This window comes from Kitasatospora sp. NPDC004669, assembly GCF_040609455.1.
Lineage (GTDB): Bacteria > Actinomycetota > Actinomycetes > Streptomycetales > Streptomycetaceae > Kitasatospora.
Map to the genome: position 1 here is coordinate 153,954 of NZ_JBEXKB010000007.1, position 22,940 is coordinate 176,893.

The window sequence follows — 22,940 nt, forward strand, 5'->3', positions numbered from 1 at the left end:
GTCCAGCAGACGCGCACGGCGGCGCGGGGCTTGGCGGGTACGGAGTGCTTGGCCGGGTTGTAGCGCAGCCGCCACGTCCGCACCGCGTGGTTCAGGGCGTTGCGAAGCATCGCCACCGCGTGGTGCACGGTGGTGCTCCCGCGGCCTGACGCGAGCTGCGCGCTCACCCAGGCGTCAATGTGCTTGGGCCGCAGGTCGACAAGCAGCATGCCGCCGAACGCCGGCACCAGGTCACGCTCGATGCACGCCCGATAGCCCGCCCAGGAGTTCGGGGCCAGCGCCGGCCGCTTCGCCTCCAGCCACTTGTACAGGAACAGCCCGACGCGCAGCGTCCGGTCCTCGTACACACCCCGGTACTCGGCATCCAGCACCCGCGCCATCTCCCGCGCCGCCTCCGCCCGACTGGCGAACCCACCCCGCCGCCGAGTCCGACGCTTGCCCTCCTCCCGGGCCAGGAGTGGTGGGTGTGGCGGCAGAGCGCGCAGGGCGGGGCGTGGAGCACAGGCAAGATCGACTGGCGGGGACACGCGCTGGCGGGTGGTGGAAGGTCTCGGTCCCGGTCTGGTGTAGGCGGACGTTTTGTGCCGCCCATAGGGTTCTGAACTCATCACTGCGGGTGGACAGTTCGCCGATGAGGCGCGGTCCGCGCGGTGCGGGCGGCGTGCTGGTGGTGACGGCGACAGGCCCCGCGATGGCGATCGCGGGGTTCGCGCTGCTCGGCATCGGGATCGCCGTGGTGGTGCCGCTCGCCGACGCAGCGGCCGGCCGCGCCGGGCCGAACCCCAGCCGGGCGATCGCCGGGTGGCCACCGTTACCTACACCTCCGGGCTGGTGGCGCCGGCGATCGTGGGCGGCATCGCCCAGGGCAGCTCGCTGCGGGCCTCGTTCATGCTGGTCACGGCGCTGGTCTGTCGGCGGGGGCGCTGCGGTCGGCCACGGTGGCGGTGGGCGCCGCCGCGAGCCAGGCCCAGGAGCGGGCGGGGGCTGAGGTGGGCGGAGCCGTTCGAGTGGCGTTCGACGTTCGGGCACTGCGGTGCCGCCGGGCTCGGGGCGGAATCCTGGGGCGCGTCGCTATGAGCGAGGCTGTGTCCCGGGTGCGAGGGGCGTGGGGCGGCGGGATGATGACGGATGGTCGGCTCGGCGTGCAGCCTGGCGTGGATGTTCCGCAGTCCCCGCGTGTTCGGGCGGCCGAGCAGCGGGCGAGTGGCCCGTCGGCGGAGGTGGTGCCGTCGGGCCGCTCGGGTTCGGTCAGGCGAGGGCGAGGAAGAGCTTCTCCAGTTCGGCCTCGGACATCGGCGGCGTGTCGCCGTCCGCGGTGGCCAGGCACTGGCGCATGCCGCTGGCCACGATCTTGAAGCCGGCCCGGTCGAGGGCGCGGGAGACGGCGGCGAGCTGGGTGACGATGTCCTTGCAGTCGCGGCCGGCTTCGATCATGGCGATGACGCCGGCGAGCTGCCCCTGGGCGCGGCGCAGCCGGTTGAGGACCGCGCTCGTCGCTTCTTCTTCCACCTTCACCGGTTTCCTCCTGGCTCGTGCCGACTGCTTCCTTCAGGATACCCCAGTGGGTATCTGTGGCAGTCAGTGGCGGTTGGCGGGTTCCGGGCTGGGCGCCACCACCCCTGCTGCGGGTGGGTTTTCGGTGCGGCGTGCGCGTCTGCGCTGGAGCAGCGGCCAGGCCGCGATCGCGGGGAAGGCTGCCAGGGCGGCCGGGCCGGTCTGGCGGCTGAGGACGAAGAGGCCCATGGCGATGACGAACCAGCCGAAGCCGGTGCGCAGGGTGTGCTGGGGGATGCGTCCGGCGTAGCGGCCGCCGATGAGGCTGCCGAGGACGGCGGCGGCGGTGACGGCGAGGGCGAGGTTCCAGTCGAGGTGGGCGCCGGAGATGTGTCCGGCCAGTCCGGCGAAGGAGTTCATGGCGATGACCAGCAGCGAGGTGCCCACCGCGATGCCCATCGGCAGGCCGGCCAGCAGGGCCAGCGCGGGCACGATGAGGAAGCCGCCGCCGGCGCCGAGGATGCCGGTGACCGCACCCACGACGAGGCCTTGCAGGAGCAGGCGGTGGAGCGGGGGTTCGCCCTGTGGCTGCGTCGCGGTCTTGGCCGGGCCGCGGAGCATCGCGGCCGCGGTGGCGAGCATCATGAGGGCGAACGCGACGAGCAGGACGGTGTCGGGGATGTAGGCGGCGACTCGTCCGCCGGCGTAGGCGCCGGCCATGCCCGTCAGGCCGAACAGTGTCCCGGTGCGCCAGCGCACCCGGCCCGCGCGGGCGTGGGAGATCAGGCCGGCGATGCTGGTGATGCCGACGACGAACAGGGAGGTGGTGATGGCCTGCTTGGTGTCCTGACCGGCGAGGTAGACCAGGATCGGGACGGTGAGCATGGATCCGCCGCCGCCCAGGATTCCGAGGAGGATGCCGATCAGGAGCGAGGCCGCGATGGCGAGGGTGATCACGGCCGGCTCCTCAGGGTGGCGATCACCGTGTTGATGTCGGTGCGCGGGCCGCGGTTGTAGGGGAGCTTGGCGAGCATCATGCCCATCGCGCAGGTGTTGGTGACCGCGGCGAAGGTGAGGCCGGCTCCGACGGCGGTGCCGATCAGGTGCAGGCCGGGTATCGCGAGGCCGGCCAGTCCGGAGACGAGCACGATCGAACCGGCGATCAGGCGGACCTGGCGTTCCAGTTCCCAGCGTGCCGCTCCGCGGGTCGCCGGGCCGCCGGCCGTCTCCCAGGCGACCATGCCGCCGTGCAGGACGCGCAGGTTGGGCAGTCCGGCGTCGGCGAGGGCCTGCTCGGCCTGGGCGGCGCGGGCGCCGGAGCGGCAGATCAGGACGGTGTCCTCGTCGAGGTGGTGGAGCAGTTCGGCGCGGTGCTTGCGCAGCGTGTCCAGGGGCACGTTGTAGGCGCCGGGGATGTGGACGGTGTGGAACTCGCCGGGAGTGCGCACGTCCAGCAGGCGCGGGCCGCTGCCGTCCTTGGTGAGTTCCCTCAGGGCGGCGGTGTCGATGCCGGCGGGGGTGCGGGTGGGGGTGGTCATGGGGTCTCCGTAAGGTGTTAGTCGGCCCAGGAGGGCCGGATGTGGCTTATGGGGTCTTGCCTTCAGTGGCTCCCAAGGAGTGGCCGTCCGGCTCTCCGGGGCGCCCTGGCTGCTGATTGAGATGTGCGCGCCATGTGCGGTCGCTGTTTACGGAGACGACGGCGGGGTGTTCCTCGGGCCAATGGGATGCTGGCGAGATCGAGGAGGGGCGAGTGAGCGAGCGAAGTTCCCATGCATGGGCGGGGGTTGACGCCGGCAAGGGGCATCACTGGGCGGCCGTGGTCGACGAGACCGGCGCGACGCTGTGGTCGAAGAAGATCGACAACGACGAGACGGCGATCCTGACCGCGCTCGGCGAGATCCTCGACCTGGCAGACAAGGTCCACTGGGCAGTGGACATCTCCGGCACAGCCTCCGCTCTGCTGCTGGCCCTGCTCGCAGCCCACGGCCAGCAGGCCGTCTACGTGCCCGGACGGACCGTCAACCGCATGTCCGGCGCCTACCGGGGCGAGGCGAAGACCGATGCCCGCGACGCTTACGTCATCGCGGAAACCGCCCGCCACCGCCGCGATTTCACCGTGATCGAGGTGCCCGCCCAGCTCGCGGCCGACCTCGCGCTGCTGACCGCGCACCGCGCCGACCTGGTCGCCGACCGGGTCCGGATGATCAACCGGCTCCGCGACGTACTGACCGGCATCTTCCCTGCCCTGGAGCGGGCCTTCGACTACTCCGCCCACAAGGGCGCCCTGGTCCTGCTGACCGGCTACCAGACCCCGGCCGCGATCCGCCACCGCGGCCGGGCCCGGCTGACGGCCTGGCTCGCCAACCGAAGCGTCCGCGGCGCCGACGCGGTGGCCGCCACCGCCCTGGAGGCCGCCGACGCCCAGCACGCCGTGCTGCCCGGCGAGGATGTCGCGGCCGCGATCGTCGCGGACCTGGCCGCGCAGATCCTGGCCCTGGACGACCGGCTGAAGAGGATCGACAAGCAGATCCGCGACACCTTCCACGCTCACCCGCAGGCCGAGATCATCGAGTCCCTGCCCGGGATCGGACCGATACTCGGCGCCGAGCTCATCGTGGCCGCCGGCGACCTGACGGCCTACGCGGACGCCGGCCACCTCGCCTCGGCGGCCGGGCTGGTGCCCGTCCCGCGTGACTCCGGCCGGCGGACCGGCAACCTGCATCGGCCCAAGCGCTACAGTCGCCGCTTGCGCCGGGTGTTCTACCTGTCCGCGCAGACCAGCATCATCAAGGACGGCCCCAACCGGGACTTCTACCTCAAGAAGCGCGCCGAGGGCTGCAAGCACGTCCAAGCGATCATTGCCCTGGCCCGCCGCAGGGTCAGTGTCCTGTGGGCACTCCTGCGCGACAACCGGATCTTCACCCCCGCACCGGTCGCGCAGGCGGTTTGACTCAGTCATTGAGACTCCATGGTTCTGCCAGGTGGGCTAAATACCCACCCGGGTATATGTCGAGGTATGGCTCGGCGCGGGTGTCTGGCGGGGGCGATGGGGGTGGTCTCGCGTCGGACACCGTTGGTTCGGGGGCCAGGGCCTGGCTTGGGGGCCGGGTCCGGGGTGGAGGGCTGATGACGGTCGGCCTCCGTGCCGGATCCCGGCGTCTGAGGGGGCCGGTCAGGCGGTTTCGGTGAGCAGTGCCCAGGCGCCGTAGCCGCCGAGGATGTCGGAGACGTCCTCGACGCCGTGGTGGCGCAGCAGGCTGGCGGCGATGGAGGAGCGGTGGCCGCCGGCGCAGTGCAGGACCAGGGGGCGGTCGGTGGGGATCTCGTCGAGGCGGTGGGGCAGTTCGCCCAGTGCGATGTGGAGTGAGCCGTCGATGTGGCCGCCGGCGCGTTCGGAGCAGTTGCGGACGTCCAGGACTACCGGGGGCTGGTCGCCGGCGAGGGCGGTGCGCAGTTGGTCGGCGGTCAGGCGGCTGGCGGGGGTGACCTGGTCGGGCATGGCGGCGAGGGCGTCGTCGGGGCCCCGCAGGTAGCCGGCCACGTGGTCGAAGCCGATGCGGGCGAGGCGGGTGGTGATCTCCTCCTCGCGGTTCTGGGGTGCGATGACCAGGATGCGGCTGTCGGGGGTCAGGACGGTGCCGGCCTGTTCGGCGAAGCGGCCGTCGGCGGGGATGTTGATCGCGCCGCGCAGGTGGCCGGTGCCGAACTCCTGCGGGCTGCGGGTGTCCACCACGACCGCTCCGGTGGCGTGTTCGGCGCGGAAGTCCTCCAGGGACAGTGGCCGGGGTGTGGCGGTGGGGTCGAACAGGTCGCGTTCCTGGCGGTTGAGGGTGGCGTCGTAGGCGAAGTAGCCGGGTGCGGTGGACTGTCCGGCGGTGACGATGGCGACGAAGTCGTCCTCGCTCATGGGCCGGCAGGCGTAGTTGGTGGCGCGCTGGGCGCCGATGGTGGATTGCTTCTCGGTGGAGAGGTTCTTGCCGCAGGCCGAGCCGGCGCCGTGGGCGGGGAAGACCCGCACGTCGTCGGGCAGGCGCATCAGCTTGTGCTGGACGCTGTGGTGGAGCATCCGGCCGAGTTCCTCGGCGGTGACGCCGGCCGAGGCGAGCAGGTCGGGGCGGCCGACGTCGCCGATGAACAGCGCGTCTCCGGTCAGCACGCCGTAGGGGACCTGGTCGGCGGCGTGTTCGTAGACCAGGACGCTGATCGACTCCGGGGTGTGGCCGGGGGTCTCCATGATCTGCAGGGTCACCTCGCCGAGGCTGATCCGCTCGCCGTCGGCGAGGTGGCGGATCGGGTACTCGGTCTCGGCCCGCTGCCCGTAGCCGATCCACGCGCCGGTGCGGGCGGCCATCTCCAGGTGGCCGGCGACGAAGTCGGCGTGGAAGTGGGTGTTGATGACGGCCTCGACGGTGAAGCCGCGTGCCTGGGCGTCGGCCAGGTACTCGGAGATGTCCCGGCGCGGGTCGACGACCACCGCCCTGCCGGTGGACTCGTCGGCGATCATGTACGACGCCTGGGAGAGGCAGTCAAGGTAGTACTGGGCGAAGAACACGGGGATCAACCTTCCGATCGTGGGCCCACGCGGGGCCTGATATACCGGGTGGGGTATGGAAACGGGTAGGGCGAGGCTGCGGCCGGTCGGCGACGGGCCGCGGCTTCAGGTGAACCAAGGGGCGAAAGTGCGCCGGGCGGTGCGGGGGCGGGTCAGTGCGGGTGCGGGCCGGTGGCGAGGGGGTGTCCGGCGCGGGCCCAGCCGCGGGTGCCGCCGGCGACCGAGCGGGCGTCGACACCGCGGGCGTGCATCAAGTCGGCGGCGATCAGGCTGCGGTTGCCGCTCGCGCAGATCACGTACACCGGCCGGTCCGTCGGGGCGTCGGCCCAGGTGGGCAGCTTCGCGAGCGGGACGGGCAGTGCGCCGGGCACGTGTCCCACGTGGTACTCGTCCGGCTCGCGCACGTCCAGGACGAGGCCGCCATCGGCCCAGGCCGAGACGAAGGCGTCGAGGTCGATCTCTCGGGTCACGTCTGTCCTCCATATACCCCCCGGGGCATCTTGATTTCGAAGGTAACTCCACCACGGCACCCCCGTCAAATACCTATGGGGGTATCCAAGGGGGGTGCGATGGCGCGCTTTCGTCCAGCGGCATCGGAACGGCAGGGGCCGGATTCGCCGACTGATCAGAGTCGGCGGACCCGGCGCCTGGGCGCGGGACGGCGCGTGGCCGCTACGAGGACTGGGCCTCCACCTGGCGCCGCACCTCGTCCGTGTCCACCTCGCGCGCCGTGGCGACCAACTCCTCCAGGGCGGGCTCGGGCAGCGCCCCGGCCTGCGCGTGCAGCACAAGACCGTCGCGCACCACCATCAGCGTGGGGATAGAGGCGATCCCGAAGGCCGCAAGGGCAGCCCGCAGCCGCGCCGGACCGGGTTCACCCCTGTGGGCGGGTCTCGTACATACGCAGTGCGACGACGAGACCGGCGGTGGCGGTGAGGGCGGCGACGGCCCAGATCGCGGTGGTCAGGCCGTAGGCGTCGGCGAGGGTTCCGGCGAGCAGGGCTCCGACGGCGAAGCCGCCGTCGCGCCACAGCCGGTAGACCCCGACCGCGCGGGCCCGCCAGGCGGGGTGGGCCACGTCGCCGATCACGGCGAGCAGGGTCGGGTAGACCATCGCGGTGCCGGCGCCCAGCAGGACCTGGGCGAGCGCCCAGACGGGGAAGGTGGTGCCGAGGGCGACCAGGGCGATCGCGACGCCCTGCAGCAGCATGCCGGCGGTGATGAGGTGCTTTCGGCCGATGCGGTCGGACCACCAGCCGGTCAGGATCTGGCCCAGCCCCCAGACGGCGGGGTAGAGGGCGGCGAGCAGGCCGATCTGCCCGATCGGCAGGCCGTGGGCGGCGTAGAGCAGGGGGAAGATGCCCCAGGCGAGGGCGTCGTTGAGGTTGTTGACCATCCCGGCCCAGCTCGCCGATGACAGCGCCTTGTCGGTGAGGCTGACGGCGCGGGCGATCTGCCCGGTGGTCAGCTCGCCGTGGTGGTCCGGGTTCGCGGGCGCGGGGTGGAGGGCTGCCTCGGCGCGGGCGTGTTCCCGGGTCTCGCGTACCGCGAGGACGGACAGGCCCAGGCCGAGGGCGGCGTAGGCGATGCCGAGGAAGAACGGCTGCGGGCGCAGGCCCCAGTGGGCGGCGATGGCGCCGGTGGCCATGGCGGTGGCGGCGAGCGCACCGTAGCCGGCGGCCTCGTTGAGACCCATCGCAAGGCCACGGCGCCCCGGCCCGACCAGGTCGATCTTCATGATGACGGTGGTCGACCAGGCCAGGCCCTGGTTGACGCCGAGCAGTACGTTCGCGAAGACGACCCAGCCCCAGGACGGTGCCCAGATCAGCAGCAGCGGCACCGGCAGCGCGAACAACCACCCCGCGACCAGGACGGGCTTGCGGCCGTACCGGTCGGAGAGGGTCCCGGCGAAGAAGTTGGTGATCGCCTTGGTCGCGCCGAACGCGACGATGTAGGTCAGCGCGGCGGTGTAGGCGGACAGGTGGAAGGTGCGGTCGGCGAGCAGTGGCAGGACGGTACGTTCCTGGCCGAGCATGCCGCCGACCAGGGCGTTGACGGCGACGAGGAGGGCGAACTGGGCGAGGTTGGCGCGCAGGCCCAGGCGTATGCCGGTGGGCGGGGTCGCGGTGGTGGCGGGGGCGGTGGTGGTCATGCTCCGTACTCCAGGTCACGGCCGGTGGCGGCGGCCCAGTCGGCGGGCCCTCCGTCGAGGACGGCCAGGTGGCGCTGCCCGGCCCGGGCCAGCAGGCTGGCGGCGGTCATGGCGCGTTCGCTGTGCCCGCAGGCGAGCACCGCTCCTGCCGGGACTTCGTCCGCGCGAGCGGTCAGGGTGCCGAGTTCGATGTGGCGGGCGCCGGCGATGTGTCCGGCGGTGTGCTCCATGGTCTGGCGGATATCCACCACCGGGCGGTCGGCCACCTCGCGGGGGCTGATCAGGTCGATGGTCTCCAGTTGTCCGCCCGCGGCCGTCCAGGCGTCGATGCCGCCGGCCAGGTGTCCGGCCAGGCGGTCGTAGCCGATCTTCCGGGCCTGCCAGGTGAGTTCGGCGAGGTCCTGTCCGGGGCTGTGGACGAAGACCAGCGGGGTGTCGTCGGGCAGGAGCCAGCCGAGCCAGGTGGCGAAGGCGTCGCGCAGCGCGATGGAGATCGCGCCGGGGAGGTGGCCGGCGGCGAACTCGGCGGTGGAACGGACGTCCACGACGCGGGCGCCGTCGGCGATCAGCGAGCGGACCCGCGCCGCGGTCAGGGCCGGCAGCACCGGCTCGCCCGGGATCAGGCCGGGGCCCTGGCGGTTGAGCTCACCCAGCCGGGCGAAGTAGGCGGGGTAGGAGCCGAGCGATCCCAGCAGGCGGGCGACGAAGGCGTCCTCGTCGGGAGCGGCGAGCAGCTCGTTGGCGCGCTTCTGGGCGCCGATGGTGGTGGTGCGCTCGGCTCCGGGCGGGGCGGAGCAGAAGGACCCGGCGCCGTGGGTCGGCCACACCGCCGTCTCATCGGGCAGCGTGGCCAGGCGGCGCAGGGAGCGGTACTGGGCGTGGGCCAGCTCTTCGGCCCGGTCGGCGCCGAGGAGGTCGGGGCGGGCCGCGGAGCCGACGATCAGCGAGCCGCCGGTGAACACCCCCAGTTCGCGCGAGCCGTCCAGGAGCAGGAACGACAGGTGCTCGTCGGTGTGGCCGGGGGTGGCCAGGGCCCGCAGGGTCAGTCCGCCGAGGTCGACCTCGTCGCCGTCGGCGAGCGGGGTGTGCGGGAAAGCGCGGTGCCCGGTGGCGGAGGCCAGCACGGTGGCGCCGTCGTCGTGGGCGAGCTGCAGCGCACCGCTCAGGAAGTCGGCGTGCAGGTGGGTGTCGGCGGCGAACGCCACCCTCAGGCCCCGCGCCGAGGCGGCCTGGCGCAGGGCCCGCAGGTCGCGGGAGGCGTCCACGGCCAGGGCCCGGCCGTCGCCGAGGTCGACCAGGTAGGCACTGTTGCCCAGCCCGGGATCGACCAGGGGTGTCAGGTGCTCGTCGGCGAAACTCACGGTGTCCTCCACGATGGTGCGGGCCGGGTGGCCTCTCCATCCGACTCGTATTACGATAATCCATGGATTCTTGGAGGAAGCAAATGGGAGACCCGACCCGCAAGGCCGCACTGTTCGACGCCCTCGCCCGCACGGGCAAGGCACTGTCCAACGGCAAGCGCCTGGAACTGCTCGACCTGCTCGCCCAGGGCGAGCGCAGCGTCGACGCCCTCGCCAAAGCGGCCGGACTCGGCCTGACCACCGCCTCCTCCCACCTGCAGGCCCTCAAACAGGCCGGACTCGTCGCCACCCGCCGCGAAGGGGTGCGCATCCACTACCGCCTCGCCGGGGACGACGTCGCCGCCCTCTACGCGCTGCTGCAGCAGGTCGCTCGCACCCACCAGGCCGCCGCCGAGCACGCCCGCACCCACTACCTCGGCCCCGACGACACCGACCACCTCACCCGCGAGGAACTGCTGGCACGGGTGAAGTCCGGCACGGCCACCGTCATCGACGTCCGCCCCGCCGAGGAGTACGCCGCCGGCCACATCCCCGGCGCCCTGTCCATCCCCCTCGACCAGCTCGAAGCCCGCCTGGCCGAACTCCCCGCCGACGCCGAGGTCGTCGCCTATTGCCGCGGCACCAACTGCGTGCTGTCCCACGACGCCGTCCGCCTGCTCGCCACCCGGGGGCGCCGCGCCGCCCGTCTCGTCGACGGCATGCTCGAATGGCGCCTGAACGACCTCCCCGTCGAAGCCGGCGCCGCGTGAGCGCGACGCACCGCCCCGGGGCGAACCGCTCGTGGTCGACGGCACCGGCATGCTCCGCGCGGCCCTGCCGTTGCACCTGCGCGGGCATATCTCCCACGCTCCGCCGGGCACCGTCATCCACCTCGCGACCGCCGACCCGACCGCACCATTGGACCTCGCGGCCTGGTGTCACCTGATCCCGCGTCACGCTGACAGCGCGCCGGGCGGCATCGGCCGGCTACCGGGGCAGCTTCGCGGTGCGCTCCGGGTAGGCCGCGCCGACGTACCGCATGGCGGTCACGTCGGTGATCCCGAAGAGTCGCATGAGCTTGAGCGGGTCGCCGGTGGCGAAGGCTTCGTCGAGGATGCGGTCCTGGCGCAGCTTTTCCAGGGTCAGTCCGTCGGGCAGGCCGATGCGCAGGGAGTTCCTGTTGACGGCCGGGAGGTCCGGGTCGAGTGCGGTCTTCTGGCTGACCAGCAGGTGGGGGTTGAGGGAGGCGGGCCAGCGGCGGTGGCGGTAGGTGAGCCAGTCGGCGGCGAGACGGTGGGTGAGCTCCTCCAGGTAGAGGGTGTGCCGCAGCAGGCCGCGGCGCAGTTCGAGGGTTCCGCGGGCGAGGTTCAGGTCGACGGTGAGCGCGTCGCGGATCTCGGTGACGGGGACGGCGTGGACGGCGGCCAGAGCGACGGTGAGCCGCGCGAACAGGGTCGCGGCGTGGTCGAGCAGGCCGGCCAGCAGGTCGGACGGCCCCGCTCCGACCGACCATCGACGCCGGCAGCGGTTGCTCTGGCTCGACCAGCTCGGCCTCGAACAGCCACTCCTGATCACGCATACCGGGATCATCTCGCATGAATGATCACGATCCGCACGCAGGTCACCCGCTCCGGGGACGAGAAGCACCCCCGCTGGGCCGTAGCCGAGCGAGGGTGCAATGGTTCAGCAGATGAGGGGGACGGCCACTGCGGACGGGCGTTCACGAGTGGCGGTGAGCAGGGCGGGTTGGCAGCCGGCTGGAGATCGTTTCCGTGTGTCACGAATGCAGGAGGAATGTTATGTAGGTAGACATCTCTGATTGCAATGCTGCGTGGGAGATGAAGGTTGTGGCCCTTCGGAGTCGCCCTGCGGGGGGAGGCTCCAAACCGCCTCGTGCTGCGTTGGCTGAAGACCGTCGTGGTGAGCGATCGAGGAAAAGGCGTCTTCGAGACGTCAGGTGGGGATCGAAAAGGCGAGCGCAAGCGAATCGCCGCTGACGTGTCGAAAATCAGTAGATGACATCGAAACCGGGGTGTGGAAACAATTCCGGGATGAGCCTGGCGGGTGCCCGTCTATTGGCCAGGTGGTGTCCGGCATGGAGGCGACGCGAGTCCGGTCTGCTGCTCCTGCGTGGAACGTGAGAAGGCGTGCCCCGACACCGACCGCCCTTGTGGCGGCGAGAGGGAGTGCCCGAGTCAGGTGTGCCCTGTAGGGCTTGAGTACCGTCGCGGGGTGCGCTGGCGGACCGGTTCGTAGTAGCTGTGAGGCTCCTGTAACGGGGGGCGGAGCGAAGGGGCCGGGTCATCCGTGGCTGTTGTTCGGTCGGTCAACCGGAATGTCCGGGAGGAGCTGGGTGGACGAGCTGAAAGCGCAAGGCAAGCCGTTCGATATTTCGAAGTGGGAGGTTTGGGAGTCCTGGCGTGCAGTGAAGGCGAATAAGGGTGCATCTGGGGTGGATGGGCAGTCGATCGCCGACTTCGAGGCCGATCTGCAGGGGAACCTGTACAAGATCTGGAATCGAATGTCGTCGGGGGCTTACTTCCCGCCTCCGGTGCGTGCGGTGGAGATTCCGAAGCAGCACGGCGGCGGCACGAGAATTCTAGGAATTCCGACTGTCGCTGACCGGGTTGCCCAGACCGTGGTGGCCAGGCATCTGGGCATTCGCGTGGACCCTGTGTTCCACGAGGACTCCTACGGCTACCGGCCTGGAAAATCGGCCCTGGATGCGGTGGAACGCTGCCGGCAGCGCTGCTGGAAGAAGGACTGGGTGATCGATCTCGACATCCAGAAGTTCTTCGACAGCGTCCGGTGGGACCTCGTCGTCAAGGCCGTGGACGCTCACACTGACGCCGTCTGGGTGAAGTTGTACGTTCAGCGGTGGCTCCAAGCGCCTCTTCAACTGCCCGACGGAACTCTGCAGTTGCGAGACCGAGGAACCCCACAGGGCTCAGCGGTCTCACCTGTGCTGGCGAACCTGTTCATGCACTACGCGTTCGATGCCTGGCTGACCCGGAACTACCCAGGCGTGCAGTTCGAACGCTACGCAGACGACGCGGTCGTGCACTGCGTCAGCGAGCACCAGGCCCGCGAGGTCCTGGCGGCGCTCGGGGACAGGATGGAGGAGGTCGGGCTGCGGCTGCATCCCGACAAGACCCGGATCGTGTACTGCAAGGACCGTTCGCGGCACGGCTCGTACGAGCACGTCGCGTTCACGTTCCTGGGGTTCACGTTCCAGCCGCGTAGGGCGCAGGACAAGAACGGGAGGCGGTTCCTCTCCTTCCTGCCTGCGATCAGCAACGATGCCCTCAAGAGGATCGGCGCGGTCGTCCGTAGTTGGCGGCTGCACCAGAGGGTCAACCTCACCGAGAAGGAGCTCGCCAGGGAGATCAACCCGATCGTGGCGGGCTGGATGCAGTACTACGGCCGGTTCTACCAGTCGAAGCTGTATCGGCTCCTGACGCGCATCAACGCCTACCTGATGCGCTGGGTCCGCTCGAAGTACAAGCGGCTGCGGGCAAGGAAGAAAGCCCACCAGGCGTGGCTGAGGGTCACCAAGCAGTTCCCGAGGCTGTTCGCGCACTGGAAGTGGACCATCACCATGCCCGCTGTCTGGTGACCAGGATGACAAGAGCCGTATAAACCGAGAGGTTTACGTACGGATCTGTGGGGGCCGGGAGGTGAGACTCCTCCCGGCTACCCGACCGAAACAGCGGGTGCCGGGGTGCCGCCTGTCACGGCGTGGGCAAGCACTGCCCCTGTCCGCAGTACCGGCACCGGCCACGGCGTCGCAGGTGGTACGAGTAGGTCGCGATGCCCAGGGCCGCTCCCCAGAGCAGCCAGAACATGCCCGGTCCGTTGGTGCCCGGCATCGCGGCATCGTAGCCTCGGATGTTCATCAGCCCGCCGGGGATGAGGACGACCGACACGATCGAGGCTGGAACGATCGCGGTGGCCGGGTGGATCTTCTTGCCCCTCTTGACGGGCACCCAGCGCGGCCACACCTCACCCCACCGGCTGACCAGACCGTGTGTCAGGAGACTGCCCAATGTGGAGACGATCCCCAGCCCCAGGCCGATCTCCAGCATGGGCGGCGTGTCCCGCATGTTCTTCAGGAACGCGTCGTTGATCCCCAACGGCCAGCCGAAGTACCAGGCGAGCCGGGTGATGTCGTAGGGAAGGGTCGAGATCACCGCCGTCCACACCGCCCAGCGCCCCCAGCGCAGCGCGGTGGCCGCCTCGGTCCACGCCGCGGCAGCCCCGGCGCCGCGCCCGCACCGTACGCACTGCCCGCTGGTGCGCCGTTGGTACGCCAGCGTCATCGCGCCCCACAGTAGACCGCCAGCGAAGACGATAACCAGGTTCTCGCGGTGCCAGTACAGGATGTCGCCCATGGTCTGGTGCCCCGGCACCCCGGTGAAGGCGAACACCAGGAGCAGCGGCGAGAACGCCAGCAGACCGAGCAGTGAGTAGTCGGGAATCAGGAAGGTCAGCAGGCAGGCGGAGAGCCATCCGTAGGCCAGCAGTGCCTTGCGCTGCCGGGCGGTTCCCCGGCCCCGCACCATGAGGACCCCGACGAGGACGCCGACCGCGCAGAACACCGCGATCACGGGCGCGACCACGGAGGCGCTGCTGGGCTCGAGGAGCGACGCCGAGGCACGGTCGTCGACCGTCTTTCGGAAGGGGTACCCGGCACCTCCCACGGCCCAGTACAGGCTGGCCAGCCCGTAGAGCAGAGACCACGCCACCGCCAGGTACGAGGACCACTCGGGCCACCTGGACCACCAGCGACGGGAAACGGCCGGCGCGGACGCCGCCGGACTTTCCCCCTGGTGCGTTTCAACGACTGGTCCGGCCATCGCGGGCGTCCTCTCCCTCACCGCCCTGGGCGGGAGTCGTCTCGTGGGTCAAAGGCTGCCGTCGAGCGCGTACCGGTCCGGAGAAGTCGATCGGGAGACCGTACGGCCGAGCGGTGGGGCACATCCGAACGGATGCGGTGCCGGCTCCAGCCTCGTCCAACGGCCGGGAGGGGACCATGTGCCGATCGGCATACCGTCGGAGTCCGCGGGCACCCGGGCCGTGCCGTTCGGCATGGTGTCCGCAGTCTCCCAAGCCATGGCCCCATCGGCCGGTGTCCATCAGGGTGAGCGGCAGGGCCCGCACCCGCCACCGGCACACAGGACCGGACAGACGCCCGGTAACCGGCGATCACACTCGCTCGATCAACTGCCTGTTACTGACCCACGCTCCTAGTACTGCAATCACAGTTATGGGGTGTGGCCTCGGCGTTTGTAGTGGCTGAGGCGGGCCCGGGTCTGGCTGAGGCGTCTCCACCATGACCAGCGCAGATGATGCGCGGGAGTGAGGTAATGGGGCTGGAGGACCAGGCCGATGAGGCGGCGGATCTCTGCGACGGACAGGGGTATCAGGGTGGTTTGTCCTAATCGGCAGCCCCCTTTTCCAGTTCCTCGGCACGGATCGCGGTCAGCGCGGCGAGAGCGGCCATGGACAGGGTGATGTGCCGGTACCAGGCGTCGTAGCGGCGGACCTGATAGTGGTCCAGGCCGCACTCGTTCTTCGCGACCTGGAACGACTCCTCGATCGCCCACCTGGCCGCGGCGACCTTGACCAGGTCCTTCAGGCGGGTGGTGACGGGGCCGTAGCACACGTAGTGGGCGATCTCGGTCGGGTCGCTGACCGAACGGCGGGCCAGCACCCAGTGCCCGACGCCGTCCTCCCACACAGGGCGGATCGCCACCCGGGCCCAGTCGTAGATCCGCTCGCCGTGGGAGCCCTTGCCGCCGGACAGGCGCTTCCAGGCCTGCCTCGGCAGATCGGCGACCAGCTCGTCGACCCGGACCTCACGCCACCCGGTCGTGATCACCGTGTCGTTGACCCTGGTGGCCAGCACATACCCGACGCCGCGTTGCTCCAGCCACACACGCAGGTGCTTGACCTGGCCATACGCCTCGTCCGCCGTCACCCATGCGAACGGCACCCCGGCGTCGATCGCACGCTGCAGCATCCACCGGAAGTGCTCGTTCTTCGTCGCGAACGGCACCTCATTAGGCACACCAGCCGCCCGGCAGCGCTCACGGTCGTCCGTCCACGAGGCCGGCAGATACAACTCCCGGTCGATCAACGCGCGGCCCTTGGCCGAGGCGTAAGCCAGGAACGTGCCGATCTGGGAGTTCTCCGTCCTGCCCGCCGTCCCGGTGTACTGCCGCTGCACACCCGCCGACCGCGAGCCCTTCTTCAGGAAACCGGTGTCGTCGCCGATCAGGATGCCGTCCTTGGCGCCGATCGTCTCCACGACGAAGTCCCGCACGTCGTCGCGGACACCGTCCGCATCCCAGTCCGCCTCGCCCAGCAGGCGCTGCATCCCGATCGGATGCCCCTCGCCCGCTCGCTCCGCCAGTGTCCACCCGTTCTTCCGCTCCAGTGGCGCAATCAACCCCGCCATATACGTCAGGGCCCGCGCACGCGGCTCCGACCTGGAAAAACGCCTAGCGAACCGCTCATGCAGCCCAGACAGCGTCTCCTGCCAGGCCCCGATCTGTCCCACCCCGAGATCCACAGACACGACAGAACACAACCACAGTCACCGGCAGACCTCGCAACTACCCCACCAGTAACTGTGATTGCAGTACTAGGGCGCGTATCGAGTCGTGATCAATCCGCGGTTTCGACCCCGCGACGCCGAGCCGCTGCAGGGCGCCTGAGAGCTATATCGCTGGACTCCACCTACGAGCGTCGATGATCTGGTCAAAGACCTCACGCTAAACGGCCCCGCCCACGGGCAGACATGCGACCTCATCGGGGGCTAATGCCTCACCCGCCGAACCGGTGCCAACGGAAACCGTGTTCGAGCAGCGGTGTCAGGGTCCCGCGGTGAAGCGCGCTGAAGCCCACGATTGCCTCGTCCTCGTCCTCGTCCTCGTCCTCGTCGCCGCTGACGCGGGCGAGAAGTCCCGGCGCCGCGAAAAACCGCTCGGCCGCGTAGGTCGGCATGAAGGGACTGAGGGGTACGGGGCGCAGCAGCTTCCACAGCGCGTCAAGGCGCGCGGTCGGCATGCAGTAGGTGCGAGCGCCGTAGGGGGCGACACTCATGGCTCCGTTGAGGGTGAACTGCAGGAGGAAGCGGCTCAGCGGTTCCTCTTCAAGGGTCGTCTCCGGGTTCGGATCATCGGGGTCTTCGGTGAACCACACACGTGGATCGGGCTCGTCCGGCTTATTCAGCGGCCAGGGGATGGACCAGTCCCTGCTGGCCCCGTTCCACATCGCGAAGATCAGTCGGTCGCCCAGTGGCCCGGATGCACGCCTGGGCTTCTTCAGTACTGGGTCGATGAATCTGTGGATGGCCGGTCGGAGGCGGGCCAGGCGGTGGAAGGCGGCCAACGCCTCTGGCAGGTTGTCCAGTTCGTTTGCCGTGGTCTCGTCGTCAGCCGACTCCGCTTCGGGAAACCAGCCGAGGACGAACGACTCCAAGGCCCGGCTCGGATCTGATTCCACGAGGTCGATCCAGTCCACGTCTGGCACCGGCCCAGGTGACGGGACTGGCCGGACCGCATCCAGCATCTCGCGGGTCAGCGGTTGGCTGAGCCTCAGTTCGGCACGGTCGAAGTAAGCCGGTGCCGACGGCATCGCCCTGCACTGGGCGGTGCCGAGCGGGAGGCAGCCCTCTTCCAGTCGCGCGAAGACGTGAATGGGCAAGGCACCTCGGAACTCGAACCTGGAGTGGAGTTCTGGAATCCGATCCCCGCGCAGAAGTACCCAGAGGGAGTCCTGGACGCCGCTGACCTTCGGATTGTCCCCGGACTCGACGATGACGACGGTTGCGTCAGCTCCCGCCCCGATCAAGGCCGGCCCCATTGCGTACCGAAGGAGGCCGGCTCCAGCGACAGACAGGGCCGCCTTCTCGGTGATCAGGGACGGAAGCGTTCGCAACATGCCGGTCAGCCTATCCGTGAGGACAGACAGGGCAGATTGATCGGGACTCGATACAGGCCCTAGCTAGTGCTGTGACCGCATAGGTTCACCGGCTTGCGCTCATAGCACTTGGGCGCTGTCCGCACGGTGGGAGGTCAGTGTGCCAGGCTCGCCCGCAGACCGCCCAGGATGAGGTCAAGGCCGGCGGTGAAGGACTGCTCGCTGTCAGACGGCTTCTCGGCCGTCCATCGCGCCAGGTTGGGGTGGTGCTCCGTGGTGATCTCGGGCATCGGGGCTGCCATGGGCGGTGCGGCCTGCTCCTGGAGGACGAAGCCGGTCACATAGCAGGCCACGGTATGCCCGAAGTGAGCTGCTCGGGCGAGTGGCAGGCCGGTGGCGCGCAGCAGGGCCAGGCCTGCCTCGGTCGCTTCCAGGGAATCCGGGGTGAGCGGGAGATGGCCCGCGACCACCCGGGCGCCGTCGCGGTGGGCGAGCATGGCTCGGCGGGTGCGGTGCGCGAACGCGGCGGTCTGCTCCGCCCAATCACCCTGCCGTTGATGCGGATCGGTGAACGCTGGCCGCATGATCTCGGCCGCGATCGCGCCCAGCAGCTCGGCCTTGCTCCGCACGTGCCAGTAGAGCGCACCGGGGGCCACACCGAGCCGGGTGGTCAGGGCGCGCGTGGTCAGCCGATCCAGCCCGACCTCGTCGAGGAGGTCGACCGCGTTGCGAATGACGTCTTCCCGGTTGAGTCGCACAGGACTTGAGCTTAGCTCAAGTGTCTTGTGTAGGCTGTACCTGAGCAAAGCTCAAGTGGTCACCGAGAAAGGGCGCGGGGCATGGGGGAGTACCTGACGGTCAACGGTCTGCGGACCTACTGCGAGGTGCTCGGCGAGGGCGATCCCGTCGTGCTGCTGCACGGCGGCGGGGTGACCGCCGACAGCTGGTTCGGCCAACTCGCCGCACTGGCTGAGCGGTACCGGGTCTACGCGCCCGAACGGCGCGGGCATGGGCGGACCCACGACCTGCCGGGGCCGGTCAGCAGCGAGCTGATGGCCGAGGACACCGAGGCCCTGCTGGCGGCCCTGGGCGCCGGGCCGGTGCATCTGGTCGGCTGGAGCGCCGGCGGCACGGTCGCTCTGCGGCTCGCTCTGCGCCGCCCGGACCTGGTCCGCAAGCTGGTGCTGATCAGCACCGGAGTCTGCCGCGACGGCGGGACCGAGGCGGACCTGGCGATGCTCGACGAGGCCAACACAGGGCTGCTGGAGTCGATGTTCCGCCCGCAGTACGAGCCGCTCTCGCCGGACGGGCCCGGGCACTTCCCGGTGGTCTTCGGGAAGTGGCTGCAGATGTGGCGCGAGGAGCCCGACATCGGGCTCGACGCCCTGGCCGGGCTGCCCATGCCGGTGCTGGTGATGCAGGGTGACGACGACGGTGTGCGGATTGAGCACAGCGCCGCCATGGTCAAGGCGCTGCCCGACGCCCAACTCGCGGTGCTGCCCGGCACTTCGCACGCGGCGCCGATCGAGAAGCCTGAGCTGGTCAGCAGGTTGCTGCTGGACTTCTTCGCCGAGGAGCGGTCGGCCCGGTACCTGCCGCTTGGCGCTCTGAAGGCCTGACAGGGGCCGGTGCTGTGACCGCATGGGTTTCGCCGGGTTGCTTGATCACGCGGCGAGGGCAGGTCTGCCGCCCCAGCGGAGTCCTTTCTCGCTGCGGATGCGGGCGCGCTCCTTGCGTTGGGCGGCGAGGACGTCGGGGTGGCGGGCGTTGGCGTTGCGCCAGCGCAGGCCGGTTCCTCGGCGCTCATCGGCCGGCCATTGTGCCGGGGCCCGGCGTCGGGGGCGGGGATCGGCGGCCAGGGCGGCGTAGGGTCGGCGCGAGGCGCGGTACTGGCCTTGCGACCGGCCCGTTCGCGCTCGCGGCGCGCCGGCACTGCGCCGCCCGGGCAAGCGGTACGACTCGCCCTCCGGAACCGACCCTTGACGAGAAGGTACGCCTTGGCAACCGACTACGACGCCCCGCGCAACACTGGCGACGACGCCGGCGACGACAGCATCGAGGAACTGAAAAGCCGGCGTGATGACAAGCAGGGCTCCGCGGTCGACGTCGACACGGAGGCCGCTGAAGGCCTCGAGCTTCCAGGGGCCGACCTGTCCGGCGAGGAACTCACCGTCCAAGTCGTGCCCCTTCAGCACGACGAGTTCACCTGCATGACCTGCTTCCTGGTCCACCACCGCGCCCAACTCGCCGGCGAGGACGGGAACGGCCAGCCCATCTGCCGCGACTGCGCGTCCTGACTGCGAAGAGAGGCGGAGCCGACCGCATCCTGAACGGCGCGCAGCCCAGACGCCGCGCTCCTGGACGCCCTGCAGGCCGCGCGTGAGGCCCATGCGAAGCGCGGCCGCCGTGCTGGACGTGCAAGGGACCGCTCGGCGGCCGTCCGGGCTCCGAGCCGGAGTTGCGTGAGGGAGGCAACGGCCGGGGCCGCCGAGTGCCCGGACTGCGACGCGGAGCGCGCCGGCGCGTGCGGCGGGCCGCTGATGCTGCCACTGCCCACCGACCGTGGGCGTCCAGTGTGGGCTGGCCCGGCGGCCCGGTGCGGGAAACCGATTTCGTGTTGGCACGGTCATCGCTTAGGGTGATCTCACCGACGCGGGGTGGAGCAGCTCGGTAGCTCGCTGGGCTCATAACCCAGAGGTCGCAGGTTCAAATCCTGTCCCCGCTACCACCAGGGCCGGGGCCGGCGCATGATTGCGCGGGCCCCGGCCCTGTTCGTTGGCCAGCGGTGGGGTGCGCCGCGCGGCACGAGACGTGGCGGCTGGAGGGCGCGGCCGGGGCCGCGATGCGGTGGCCGATGAGCAGCGGTCGGGGTGGCGACGGGGTGGCGGCGATGAGGTACGGGCAGCAGGCGCCGACGTAGACGTGCGAGGCGTCCATCACCTGGTCGGCCCGGGCCCTCGGCCGACGGCTGCTGGTGGGATGCCTGTGTCCGGTCCCGACGTGGCAGTACGCGTCATCACCCATCCAGGATGCCGATCGACGCCGACCGCAGGCGGCCCTGAAACGCCCGATTGCCGAGCCGTCGAGTCATGCGTTCGGTGACGGCTCGGCATATACCAGTGGCCAGGCACAACATGAGGACCTGGAAGCACGCCGGTCCCTGTGGATGTGATAGGTGCTGGGGAGGGGTCGCAGGTTCAAATCCTGTCGTCCCGACCGCGAGTTTTCGCAGGTCGGAGGGCGCTTCCATCGGAATGATGGAAGCGCCTTTTTTGTGCGTGTCGCGGGGTGGTGATCGCATGGTGGTCGCGCCCTGATCGGCCTGGGAACGCTGCCCGAGGGCGGGCTGGAGTGGTCAACTCGCCGTAAATGGGTTGGAGTTGGGGCCGGATAGTCAACCGGGATTCTCCATGGCTGCAGCGGCTCGACTCTCCCGAATGGGTGAAGTGCCAGTGTCGGGTTGGCACTTGCTATGCGTGATCTTCTGCAGCTGGGGCCAGTTCGCGCTGATTTATCCTGGTTTCTGGGGCCGGATTCTCGTTTGCCTGCCTCTCCAGCGATCGTCTCGACGCGACCACCATGCGATCACCAGCGACTGGGTACGCTCGCTGAGCTGCGGCGGCACCTTCAGGGCCTGGACCGGCGTGCCGTCCACCGCAGCCTCGTCCCGTATCGCGGTGAGCGACACCCGATTGAGCCGTATGAGGCCATACGGGAACTCGGAGCAGGGGCCGTGGGGCTGGGCCGCAGGCTGCGGCTTCTCACCCGAGAGGGCGGCGTGGTCGTCCTGATCTGGCGACCTTCTTCAGGACGCGATCCAAGCGCGGGGCGCGGGCAGGCGAGTCGCTCGCACCTGCCACGGTCGACGAAGCCACACCCGGGCACCTCACGCTTCGGCGATCCATTGGGCGAGGGAGATCAGGGTGGTTTCGACGCTGTTCGTCATGTAGTCGCGGAGTGCGTCGAGGTCGCCGCGGGTGGTGCCCAGCACCGGGTCGAGGCGCAGGAGTTGCCAGGACTGCTCGACGACGGTTCCGCGTCCCTGGGGGCGGAAGGTCCAGCTCCACTGCACGATGCCGTCTTCGGCGCCGCCGACCACGAAGGTGAAGGCGGCGCCGGGGTCGGCTCGTACGATCTGGGAGCGGGTGGTCCATTGCCTGCCGTCTTTCTGATTGCGGCCGCTGAACCAGGCGCCGACCCGGGGCCCGGCACCTTGGTCGAACGTGACGTCGGTCGCGTTGGGGCTCCAGAGGCCGATCGCGGACACGTCACTGACCAGGTCATAGACACGGTCGGGTGCGGCATCGACCCATGCGCGTCTGGTGAAGGCGAAACCTGACGCGTCCAGAGTCTCGAAGAGGTCGTGTTCGCTGGTGGTGGTGCTCAAGGCGTCCTCCTGGGTGCGTGCGCAGTGGTGCCGGTTCGGCGACGCCCACGTCATCACCGCTCCTGCCGGGGAGCCAGACCCGCTGGTGCCTATCCCCGCCAGGGTCAGGCTGCGTGTTGCGGCTCGGCCCATACTCGGATCCATGAACGGAAAAGTGCAGCTCGGGGACTTCCTGCAGACGCGGCGCTCCCAGCTGCGTCCGGGGGATCTCGGGGTACCCACCTACGGGGAGCGGCGGCGCGTGCCGGGCCTTCGGCGCGAGGAGCTGGCGCTGCTGGCGGGTGTGAGCGTCTCCTACTACACCCGGCTGGAACAGGGGCAGTCGCTGAACGCCTCGCCGGAGGTGCTGGACGCGATCGCCCGGGCTCTGCGGCTGGACGAGGCCGAGCGTCTGCACCTGCACAATCTGGCCCGGTCGACCAAGGGCCCCGGCCGGGGCCGGCGGTCCGCGCCGGAGCGGGTGACGGAGGCGACCGGTCAGTTGCTGGAGGTACTGGCGGATGTCCCGGCGATCGTGCTCGGCCGCCGCAGTGACGTCCTGGCGTGGAACCGGCTGGGCCATGCACTGTTCGCCGCGCACCTGGATCCCGGTGCCCCGGGCCGGTCGGCGGAGCGTCCCAACATGGCCCGACTGGTGTTCCTCGACGCCCATACCCGTGAGCTGTACGCGGACTGGCCGAGCAAGGCCAGGGCGGTGGTGGGGAATCTGCGCCTGGTGGCGGGCCAGTACCCGGACGACACCGCGCTGCACGCGCTGGTGGGTGAACTGAGTGCGAGGAGCACGGACTTCGCCTCGATGTGGGCTGACCACCGTGTCAAGGCCTTCACTGTCGCGGCCTACGAGATGCGGCATCCGCTGGTCGGCCCGCTGACGGTCACGCAGCAGACCTGGAGCCAGGGGCCGGGTCAGAACATCGTGGTCGTCACCACGGAGGCGGACTCGCCCGCGCGGACCACGCTGGCCCTGCTCGCCCAGATCACCGCTCAGGGCGACCTGGTGCGACCGGGGGCCCTGGCCGAGGCCGGCTGACCCGAGACACCACCGGGCACTGGGCGACATCTGCGAGCGCCCGTCCACCCAGGCACGCC

General features: G+C 70.2%; 21 protein-coding genes, 1 tRNA gene and 3 pseudogenes. 8 read left to right on the forward strand and 17 right to left on the reverse strand.

Going from position 1 to position 22,940, the window contains the following annotated elements; genetic code table 11:
* Together ABZW30_RS08750 and ABZW30_RS08755 are read right to left on the reverse strand one after the other, a co-directional pair.
* On the reverse strand, nt 1-371 hold a 371-nt coding region (locus tag ABZW30_RS08750), incomplete at its 3' end, for an N-terminal phage integrase SAM-like domain-containing protein (protein ID WP_355670317.1).
* Nucleotides 372-591: 220 nt separating this feature from the next.
* Nucleotides 592-699, reverse strand: a pseudogene (locus tag ABZW30_RS08755) (hypothetical protein); the annotation flags it as partial.
* Here ABZW30_RS08755 and ABZW30_RS08760 point away from each other — a divergent pair.
* A pseudogene (locus tag ABZW30_RS08760) lies at nt 653-1,077 on the forward strand (hypothetical protein); the annotation flags it as partial. The pseudogenes ABZW30_RS08755 and ABZW30_RS08760 sit on opposite strands and share 47 nt — an antisense overlap.
* A gap of 171 nt (nt 1,078-1,248) precedes the next feature.
* Here ABZW30_RS08760 and ABZW30_RS08765 read toward each other — a convergent pair.
* The 3 genes from ABZW30_RS08765 to ABZW30_RS08775 form a co-directional block, all read right to left on the reverse strand.
* On the reverse strand, nt 1,249-1,515 hold the full coding sequence (locus ABZW30_RS08765) for a metal-sensitive transcriptional regulator (protein WP_355670318.1): 267 nt from the start codon (nt 1,513-1,515) through the stop codon (nt 1,249-1,251).
* Between the two features lie 63 nt (nt 1,516-1,578).
* On the reverse strand, nt 1,579-2,451 hold the full coding sequence (locus tag ABZW30_RS08770) for a sulfite exporter TauE/SafE family protein (protein WP_355670319.1): 873 nt from the start codon (nt 2,449-2,451) through the stop codon (nt 1,579-1,581).
* Nucleotides 2,448-3,032: a rhodanese-like domain-containing protein gene (locus tag ABZW30_RS08775; RefSeq protein WP_355670320.1), complete on the reverse strand. Its 585-nt coding sequence runs from the start codon at nt 3,030-3,032 to the stop codon at nt 2,448-2,450. The genes ABZW30_RS08770 and ABZW30_RS08775 overlap by 4 nt, the downstream gene beginning before the upstream one ends.
* A gap of 212 nt (nt 3,033-3,244) precedes the next feature.
* On the opposite strand from ABZW30_RS08775, the gene ABZW30_RS08780 reads away from it, so the two are divergent.
* Nucleotides 3,245-4,444, forward strand: a complete 1,200-nt coding sequence (locus ABZW30_RS08780; RefSeq protein ID WP_355670321.1) for an IS110 family transposase — start codon at nt 3,245-3,247, stop codon at nt 4,442-4,444.
* Nucleotides 4,445-4,666: 222 nt separating this feature from the next.
* Here the strand turns inward: ABZW30_RS08780 and ABZW30_RS08785 are convergent, their stop codons facing one another.
* The 5 genes from ABZW30_RS08785 to ABZW30_RS08805 form a co-directional block, all read right to left on the reverse strand.
* Nucleotides 4,667-6,046: a rhodanese-like domain-containing protein gene (locus ABZW30_RS08785; protein WP_355670360.1), complete on the reverse strand. Its 1,380-nt coding sequence runs from the start codon at nt 6,044-6,046 to the stop codon at nt 4,667-4,669.
* Between the two features lie 152 nt (nt 6,047-6,198).
* On the reverse strand, nt 6,199-6,516 hold the full coding sequence (locus ABZW30_RS08790; RefSeq protein ID WP_355670322.1) for a rhodanese-like domain-containing protein: 318 nt from the start codon (nt 6,514-6,516) through the stop codon (nt 6,199-6,201).
* A 202-nt stretch (nt 6,517-6,718) separates the two neighbouring features.
* A complete protein-coding gene (locus tag ABZW30_RS08795; RefSeq protein ID WP_355670323.1) occupies nt 6,719-6,850 on the reverse strand; it encodes a hypothetical protein in 132 nt (43 codons plus the stop codon).
* A 70-nt stretch (nt 6,851-6,920) separates the two neighbouring features.
* Complete coding sequence (locus ABZW30_RS08800; RefSeq protein ID WP_355670324.1) at nt 6,921-8,198, reverse strand: MFS transporter; 1,278 nt, start codon at nt 8,196-8,198, stop codon at nt 6,921-6,923.
* Nucleotides 8,195-9,559: an MBL fold metallo-hydrolase gene (locus tag ABZW30_RS08805; protein ID WP_355670325.1), complete on the reverse strand. Its 1,365-nt coding sequence runs from the start codon at nt 9,557-9,559 to the stop codon at nt 8,195-8,197. Before ABZW30_RS08805 ends, ABZW30_RS08800 begins: the two co-directional genes overlap by 4 nt.
* 83 nt (nt 9,560-9,642) lie before the next feature.
* On the opposite strand from ABZW30_RS08805, the gene ABZW30_RS08810 reads away from it, so the two are divergent.
* Entirely contained in the window at nt 9,643-10,308 is a 666-nt protein-coding gene (locus ABZW30_RS08810; protein ID WP_355670326.1) for a metalloregulator ArsR/SmtB family transcription factor, read from the forward strand.
* Between the two features lie 217 nt (nt 10,309-10,525).
* Here the strand turns inward: ABZW30_RS08810 and ABZW30_RS08815 are convergent, their stop codons facing one another.
* The gene (locus ABZW30_RS08815) at nt 10,526-11,113 is read right to left on the reverse strand and encodes a hypothetical protein (RefSeq protein ID WP_355670327.1); all 588 of its coding nucleotides are present in this window, start codon (nt 11,111-11,113) and stop codon (nt 10,526-10,528) included.
* A gap of 778 nt (nt 11,114-11,891) precedes the next feature.
* Between ABZW30_RS08815 and ltrA the strand changes: the two genes are divergently transcribed.
* A complete protein-coding gene (gene ltrA / locus ABZW30_RS08820) occupies nt 11,892-13,154 on the forward strand; it encodes a group II intron reverse transcriptase/maturase (protein WP_355670328.1) in 1,263 nt (420 codons plus the stop codon).
* A 115-nt stretch (nt 13,155-13,269) separates the two neighbouring features.
* Here ltrA and ABZW30_RS08825 read toward each other — a convergent pair whose 3' ends face one another.
* The 4 genes from ABZW30_RS08825 to ABZW30_RS08840 all read right to left on the reverse strand — a co-directional run bounded on the left by ABZW30_RS08825 (nt 13,270) and on the right by ABZW30_RS08840 (nt 18,222).
* Nucleotides 13,270-14,283: an NYN domain-containing protein gene (locus ABZW30_RS08825; RefSeq protein WP_355670329.1), complete on the reverse strand. Its 1,014-nt coding sequence runs from the start codon at nt 14,281-14,283 to the stop codon at nt 13,270-13,272.
* A 692-nt stretch (nt 14,284-14,975) separates the two neighbouring features.
* Complete coding sequence (locus ABZW30_RS08830; protein WP_355670361.1) at nt 14,976-16,091, reverse strand: IS701 family transposase; 1,116 nt, start codon at nt 16,089-16,091, stop codon at nt 14,976-14,978.
* A gap of 275 nt (nt 16,092-16,366) precedes the next feature.
* Complete coding sequence (locus ABZW30_RS08835; RefSeq protein WP_355670330.1) at nt 16,367-17,485, reverse strand: hypothetical protein; 1,119 nt, start codon at nt 17,483-17,485, stop codon at nt 16,367-16,369.
* Nucleotides 17,486-17,619: 134 nt separating this feature from the next.
* Nucleotides 17,620-18,222, reverse strand: a complete 603-nt coding sequence (locus ABZW30_RS08840) for a TetR/AcrR family transcriptional regulator C-terminal domain-containing protein (RefSeq protein WP_355670331.1) — start codon at nt 18,220-18,222, stop codon at nt 17,620-17,622.
* Nucleotides 18,223-18,303: 81 nt separating this feature from the next.
* Between ABZW30_RS08840 and ABZW30_RS08845 the strand changes: the two genes are divergently transcribed.
* Nucleotides 18,304-19,083, forward strand: a complete 780-nt coding sequence (locus ABZW30_RS08845) for an alpha/beta hydrolase (protein WP_355670332.1) — start codon at nt 18,304-18,306, stop codon at nt 19,081-19,083.
* Between the two features lie 45 nt (nt 19,084-19,128).
* Here ABZW30_RS08845 and ABZW30_RS08850 read toward each other — a convergent pair.
* A pseudogene (locus ABZW30_RS08850) lies at nt 19,129-19,251 on the reverse strand (IS630 family transposase); the annotation flags it as partial.
* 210 nt (nt 19,252-19,461) lie between these two features.
* Here ABZW30_RS08850 and ABZW30_RS08855 point away from each other — a divergent pair.
* Both ABZW30_RS08855 and ABZW30_RS08860 read left to right on the forward strand, forming a co-directional pair.
* Complete coding sequence (locus ABZW30_RS08855) at nt 19,462-19,761, forward strand: DUF4193 domain-containing protein (RefSeq protein ID WP_355670333.1); 300 nt, start codon at nt 19,462-19,464, stop codon at nt 19,759-19,761.
* A gap of 354 nt (nt 19,762-20,115) precedes the next feature.
* Nucleotides 20,116-20,192, forward strand: a tRNA-Met gene (locus ABZW30_RS08860).
* 1,158 nt (nt 20,193-21,350) lie between these two features.
* Here the strand turns inward: ABZW30_RS08860 and ABZW30_RS08865 are convergent.
* On the reverse strand, nt 21,351-21,851 hold the full coding sequence (locus ABZW30_RS08865) for an SRPBCC family protein (protein ID WP_355670334.1): 501 nt from the start codon (nt 21,849-21,851) through the stop codon (nt 21,351-21,353).
* A gap of 142 nt (nt 21,852-21,993) precedes the next feature.
* Between ABZW30_RS08865 and ABZW30_RS08870 the strand changes: the two genes are divergently transcribed.
* A complete protein-coding gene (locus ABZW30_RS08870) occupies nt 21,994-22,881 on the forward strand; it encodes a helix-turn-helix transcriptional regulator (RefSeq protein ID WP_355670335.1) in 888 nt (295 codons plus the stop codon).
* Nucleotides 22,882-22,940: the final 59 nt, after the last annotated feature.

What these genes read in the sequence shown, in the direction of transcription:
- ABZW30_RS08810 (WP_355670326.1), top strand. Translation starts at nt 9,643, where the DNA reads ATGGGAGACCCGACCCGCAAGGCCGCACTGTTCGACGCCCTCGCCCGC.
- ABZW30_RS08835 (WP_355670330.1), bottom strand. Translation starts at nt 17,485, where the DNA reads ATGTTGCGAACGCTTCCGTCCCTGATCACCGAGAAGGCGGCCCTGTCT.
- ABZW30_RS08775 (WP_355670320.1), bottom strand. Translation starts at nt 3,032, where the DNA reads ATGACCACCCCCACCCGCACCCCCGCCGGCATCGACACCGCCGCCCTG.
- ABZW30_RS08845 (WP_355670332.1), top strand. Translation starts at nt 18,304, where the DNA reads ATGGGGGAGTACCTGACGGTCAACGGTCTGCGGACCTACTGCGAGGTG.
- ABZW30_RS08800 (WP_355670324.1), bottom strand. Translation starts at nt 8,198, where the DNA reads ATGACCACCACCGCCCCCGCCACCACCGCGACCCCGCCCACCGGCATA.
- ABZW30_RS08870 (WP_355670335.1), top strand. Translation starts at nt 21,994, where the DNA reads ATGAACGGAAAAGTGCAGCTCGGGGACTTCCTGCAGACGCGGCGCTCC.